We start from the raw sequence: 5,352 nt of genomic DNA on the forward strand, positions 1-5,352 counted from the left end.
GGCGATGGTGAGTCGAACGGAGTCGGTCAGCAGAACCATGCGGGGCGCAGCGTCCTTGGGCTTCATGGCCTCGAACACCTTGACCATCCGGCCAACCTCGGCGGCTTCCTGGTCGTCAGCGACCTTGAGCAGGCCCTTGATGTCGGACTTCAGGCTGTTGAGGGTTTTTACCTTCGCGTCGAGCTTGGTCTCGGCGGCGGCCAGGAGCGCGATCTGAGTGCTGAGATCAGTCTCCCTCTGGTCAAGCTGGCCTCGGCGGGTTCCAAGGCTCTGTAGGACCTGAAGCTCGGCTGGCGAAAGGCCAGCCTCCTTCGCCAGCTCTGCTGCTGTCGGTGCACACACCAGGGGCTTTTGGGCAGGTACCGCGGCTTCGGCGATTTTGGCGGGATCCGCAGCAACGCCCTCTGAAGGCTTGGAGGCTGGAGACTTGGCTCCCGCCGCCCCCGGCTTGCCGCCGGCCTGGGTCGCAACGCCCTGGGCGAAGGCGCGGGCCCCGGAAAATAGATCTGGGGTGCCCTTGGCACCCGCCAGCGCATTGAGCGCCAGAACCCCGCCAGCTGCGACCCCGACCAGGGGAAGGATCCTGGGAAAGCGGCTCATCGACCGGCTCCGGAGAAGGCAGAGCGCGTGGGACTCTCCGGCGAGAGAAACAGGTCATCCTCGAATTCAGGACGCCGACGAAGACCGACGGCGACCCGGCGCGGCGGCGGCGCCGGCAGGTCTGCATCGCGGCCCCGGCCGCGGGCCTCTCGGCTTTGAGCGAGCAGGGAACCGAGGTTCCGGCTGAGGCGCTCGATGTCGGCTTCAGAAACTTCCGGCTCCCGCGCATCCACGGCCAGGCCCGCCCGGGCGCCCGCCTCGAATTGCTGGTCAAGCCGGGCAGCGAGGATTCGGGCGCGTTCAATGCGGCTGACCAGGACTTCGGCCATTTCATCGCTGGCGGCCTTCAGGTCCGCGAGCCCTCGCTCGGCCCGGGCTGCGGCGGTGTCGAGATCAGCAACCGCCTTGGCGAAGCCCAACTGTCCTTCGCGAAGGACCATGAGACGCCGGTTCAGTCGCCAGCCCATCCAGAGCGCACCACACAGCAGGGCTATGAGGAGGAGATTGAGGACGATGGAAATCATGACTTGGTCATCTCCTTTACGGCGGAACGCGCGACCCCGTTGAGGGGGGCATCCACGCGGACCGCGATCTGCTGGTTTCGACGGCCCATCCGCGCGGTGGTCAGGTAGACGGGGCCTGCCCGCAACTCGATCGCCTGGTCCGGAGTGGCATTGAGCATCAGGGTGTCTCCGACCTTGAGATTGAGGATGGTCTGGAGCGGCAGTTGCTGTTCGTCGAGAACGGCGCGTACGTCCATCTGGGTGGTCCAGAGTTCCGTGGCCAGGTGGCCTTCCCAGATGTTGTCGCGTCCGAACTTCTCGCCCATGAACTGCTGGAGCAGCATCTTGCGGATGGGCTCGAGCGTCGCGTAGGGCAACAGGAGTTCGATACGGCCACCCCGATCCTCCATGTCGATCCGGAGCTTGACCAGGATCGCGGCGTTAGCTGGACGGGCAATGGCGGCGAAACGCGGATTTGTCTCCAGCCTATCGAGCGTGAAGGTCACCGGGGTCAGGGGCTCAAAGGCCAGCTTGGCGTCCCCGAGGACGACTTCAACCATCCGCTGGACCAGCACGCGCTCGATGGTCGTGTAGGGACGCCCCTCGATGCGCATGGCGGCAGTGCCGCGTCGCCCGCCCAGGAGGACATCGACGATCGAATAGATGAGGTTCGAATCTACGGTCAACATCCCGTAGTTTTCGAGTTGCTCGGCCTTGACGACCGCGAGGATGGCGGGAAGCGGAATGGAATTCAGATAGTCCCCGAAACGGATCGAGGAGATGCTATCCAGGCTGACCTCGACGTTATCCGAGGTGAAATTACGAAGCGAGGTCGTCATGTACCGTACGAGGCGGTCGAAGACGATCTCGAGCATCGGCAGGCGCTCGTAGGAGACCAGAGCCGAATTGATGATGGACCGGATGCCGCTGCGCGCGGATGAGTCGTCGTCAGAGAGATCAAAGCCCAGGAGGCTGTCGATCTCGTCCTGATTGAGGATGCGCTCAGCACCTGAGACGCCGTCCGAGGACTCGCTCCGCCCCCAGCCCTCCTGCACACTCGTTGCGATGTCGTCTGATTCCGCCATGTCGCCTTCTCCAGCCGGGCTAGGCCCTAGCTGATGAGCATCTCCTCGATCAGGACTGAATTCACACGCGCCGGGGCGATCACCAGGTTGATCCGGCGCAGGACCTCCCTGCGAAGCTGGAAGGTTCCCTGCGAGCCCTGAAGGTCCTCCGGGCGCAGTTCCCGGAGGAATCCCTGGAACATGTCCTGAATCCGCGGGAGGGCGGGCTGGATCATATCCGCCGCTTCCTGGTTAGGGGCCTCGAGTGTGATCTTGAGCTTAAGGTAGGTCGGACGGCCATCGGCGGCCTGCATGTTCGCGACCATGTTCGGCAGGGTGCAGAAAAAGACACCATCTGGCCCCTCGGTGACCACTACGCCGGTGCCTGCGGCACCCTCCTTCTTCTCGCCTTCCTTCTTCTCGCCTTCCTTCTTCTTCCCCTTTTCGCCCTTCTCGCCCTTCTTTTCCCCCTTGCCTTCGGCCTTGCCTTCAGCGGCGGGCGGCTTCTTGAAGAACATGAAATAGGCGCCGACGCCGCCCCCTACGAGGACCAGCAAGGCGGCCGCGGCGATGAGGATAAGCCGGAGGGGAAGCTTCTTGCCGCCCGCAGGCTTTTCCGCACCTTCAGCGCCTTCAGCGCCTTCCAGATCGACTTCTTCCGGCTCGGACTTCTTGGGGGGCTTGGCCACGGCCACGACTCCAGAGGGATACGTTTGCCGACCATGGCCAAGTTTAGTTAACGATCCGTTTTGACCCCGCGAGGGTCGGGGGAAAAACGACCCGGCAATTTCCGCCGGGGTGGTTGAATTAACCATTTTATTTATTGTTTTTATTGATTTTTTGAGTTGGCCCAAGGCTTGCATGGTGAACGTCGGCCTTCAGGGTCGCGAAGATCAGGTGCATCGAGTCGATGGACAACGCCCTTTACGTCGGACTTTCCCGCCAGATGACGCTCCAGCGGCAGCTGGACATCGTGGCGAACAACATCGCCAATGCAGACACCTCTGGCTTCAAGACCGAAAAGCCCATCTTCCGGACGGAGCCAAAGTCGCCGGCACGCACGGCGGATGGCCCGAAACCGATCAAGTTCGTGATCGACGCCGGACTCACCCGGGACTTCAGCCAGGGCGCGCTGAGAACCACCAATTCGGCCTTCGACCTGGCCATAGACGGGGCCGGGTTCTTCCAGATTCAGACCCCCGGAGGCGAGCGCTACACCCGGGACGGGCACTTCCGCCTCGACGAGACGGGCAGGATTGTCACCCAGGCGGGTCAGGCCGTTCTCGATGCCGGTGGCGCGGAAGTGATCATTGACCCCAAGAAGGGGGCCTTGGAAATCGCCCGGGACGGGTCGATGAGCCAGGGGATTGAACAGGTCGGGCGGCTCGGTGTCGTCAATTTCGATTCCCTCTCGGACCTCGAGAAGTCCGGCGACAACCAGTTCCGGAATACCTCCAACCAGCAACCGCAACCGGCGCCAGGCTCCCTGCTGCGCCAGGGCATGCTGGAGGGATCCAACGTCAACCCCGTCCTCCAGGTCACCGACATGATCCAGGTGACCCGGGCCTACGAGTCCCTGGCCCGGATGATGGAGTCCACCCAGGAGCTGTCCCGGCGAACCGTCGAGCGGCTCGGGCGCGTCGATTAGAAAGGCTGATTTCCCATGCAAGCTCTCCGTACCGCCGCGACCGGCATGGCCGCCCAGCAACTGAACGTCGAGGTGATCTCGAACAACATCGCCAACATGAACACGGTAGGCTTCAAGCGACAGCGCGCCGAGTTCCAGGACCTTCTCTATCAGACGCTCGAGCGCGCGGGCTCCCAGTCCTCGGACCAGGGCACTGTCGTCCCCACCGGGCTTCAGGTCGGCGCCGGGGTGAAGGCCGGATCGATCTACCGGATCGTCGAACAAGGTGCGCCGACCCAGACCGGTAATGATCTGGACCTGCTGATCCAGGGCCGAGGCTATTTACGGGTCCTGCTACCGACCAGCGAGATCGCCTACACCCGGGCTGGAAACCTTTCCCTGAATGACCAGGGCCAGCTGGTCACCGCCGAGGGCTACGAGATCCAGCCGGGCATCGTGATCCCGCCGGAAGCCACGGACATCTCCATTTCCAAGTCCGGTCAGGTGCAGATCAAGCAGGCTGGCGCGACCGCCCCGTCCATCGTCGGCAACCTGGAACTGGCGACCTTCGTCAACGAGGCTGGCCTGGAGGCCATCGGCGACAACCTCTACCTCGAGAGCGGGTCCTCAGGAGCCCCCAACCTGAGCGTGCCGGGCGTGGATGGCACCGGGGTCCTGCTGCAGGGGTACACGGAAGCCTCGAACGTGGACGCGGTGTCGGAAGTCACCGCCCTGATCATCGCCCAGAGGGCCTACGAGATGAACTCCAAGGTCATCAAAGCCGCCGACGAGATGCTGTCGACGGCCAATCAGGTGAAGAGCTAATCCCATGCGCCGCCTGATCGCCGCCGCCCTCTCCGCCTGCCTGACCCTTGCCGCCGCGCCGCCTTCGTTCGCTGGCGTGACCGTGAACCTGAAGTCCGAGACCGTGGACTCCGACGGCATGGTCACCCTTGGCGACCTGTTCGAGGGGGCCGGAGGCGTCGCAGGCGTGCGCGTTGCTGCCCGGCCGGGCCCCAGCGTTGTGCTCGATGCCGCTGCGGTCCAGTCGTTGGCACATCGCAGCGGCCTGGACTGGGGCAACCCGGATCGCCTGCGTCGCATCATCGTCCGGGCCGGTGACGCCGAGCCGGCTCCGGTTTCGTCCCAGACCCAGGCCCGCAAGGGCGGGGTGCAGGTCCTTGCCTACACCCGCAGCCTCTCCGCTGGAGAGGAGATCCGGCCGGAGGACCTCGCCTGGACGCGAGTCGCTGCGGCCCCCGCCAACGCCCTTCGCGACGCCGAGGGCGCCATCGGAATGATTACCCGCCGACCCCTGAGGGAAGGCGCACCGGTCGCGGCTTCGGACATGAGCGCGCCTGTCGTCATCCAGGCCGGCGACCTCGTAACCGTGGTCTACGAAAACGGCGGCGTCTTCCTCTCAATGCAGGTGAAGGCCATGAGCGCCGGCGCCGTGGGCGAGGTGATCTCGCTCCAGAACCTGGAGTCCCGCAAGACCCTGCAGGCCGTTGCCACAGGACCTGGCCAGGCCGCCACGGGTCCCGACGCCGCCCCCGGA

Annotated in this window: 7 protein-coding genes; 3 read left to right on the plus strand and 4 right to left on the minus strand. The window is 64.5% G+C overall.

Annotation, left to right across the window (positions count from 1 at the left end):
- The 4 genes from WCJ52_RS11300 to WCJ52_RS11315 all read right to left on the minus strand — a co-directional run.
- Positions 1 to 600: hypothetical protein (locus WCJ52_RS11300; protein ID WP_336903410.1), on the minus strand; the 600-nt coding region annotated here is incomplete at its 3' end.
- Positions 597 to 1,124 carry a DUF6468 domain-containing protein gene (locus tag WCJ52_RS11305; protein ID WP_336903411.1) on the minus strand — a complete coding sequence of 176 codons (528 nt, stop codon included), beginning with the start codon at positions 1,122 to 1,124 and terminating at the stop codon, positions 597 to 599. The genes WCJ52_RS11305 and WCJ52_RS11300, both read right to left, overlap by 4 nt.
- Positions 1,121 to 2,188: a flagellar motor switch protein FliM gene (gene fliM / locus WCJ52_RS11310; protein ID WP_336903412.1), complete on the minus strand. Its 1,068-nt coding sequence runs from the start codon at positions 2,186 to 2,188 to the stop codon at positions 1,121 to 1,123. The genes WCJ52_RS11305 and fliM overlap by 4 nt, the downstream gene beginning before the upstream one ends.
- Before the next feature lie 26 nt (positions 2,189 to 2,214).
- Complete coding sequence (locus WCJ52_RS11315) at positions 2,215 to 2,856, minus strand: flagellar basal body-associated FliL family protein (RefSeq protein ID WP_336903413.1); 642 nt, start codon at positions 2,854 to 2,856, stop codon at positions 2,215 to 2,217.
- Positions 2,857 to 3,077: 221 nt separating this feature from the next.
- Between WCJ52_RS11315 and flgF the strand changes: the two genes are divergently transcribed.
- The 3 genes from flgF to flgA form a co-directional block, all read left to right on the plus strand.
- A complete protein-coding gene (gene flgF / locus WCJ52_RS11320; protein ID WP_336903414.1) occupies positions 3,078 to 3,815 on the plus strand; it encodes a flagellar basal-body rod protein FlgF in 738 nt (245 codons plus the stop codon).
- Between the two features lie 15 nt (positions 3,816 to 3,830).
- Positions 3,831 to 4,619 carry a flagellar basal-body rod protein FlgG gene (gene flgG / locus WCJ52_RS11325; RefSeq protein ID WP_336903415.1) on the plus strand — a complete coding sequence of 263 codons (789 nt, stop codon included), beginning with the start codon at positions 3,831 to 3,833 and terminating at the stop codon, positions 4,617 to 4,619.
- A 4-nt stretch (positions 4,620 to 4,623) separates the two neighbouring features.
- The coding region (gene flgA / locus WCJ52_RS11330; protein ID WP_336903416.1) for a flagellar basal body P-ring formation chaperone FlgA at positions 4,624 to 5,352 on the plus strand (729 nt) is incomplete at its 3' end.

It is taken from the genome of Phenylobacterium sp., assembly GCF_037138395.1.
GTDB lineage: Bacteria > Pseudomonadota > Alphaproteobacteria > Caulobacterales > Caulobacteraceae > Phenylobacterium.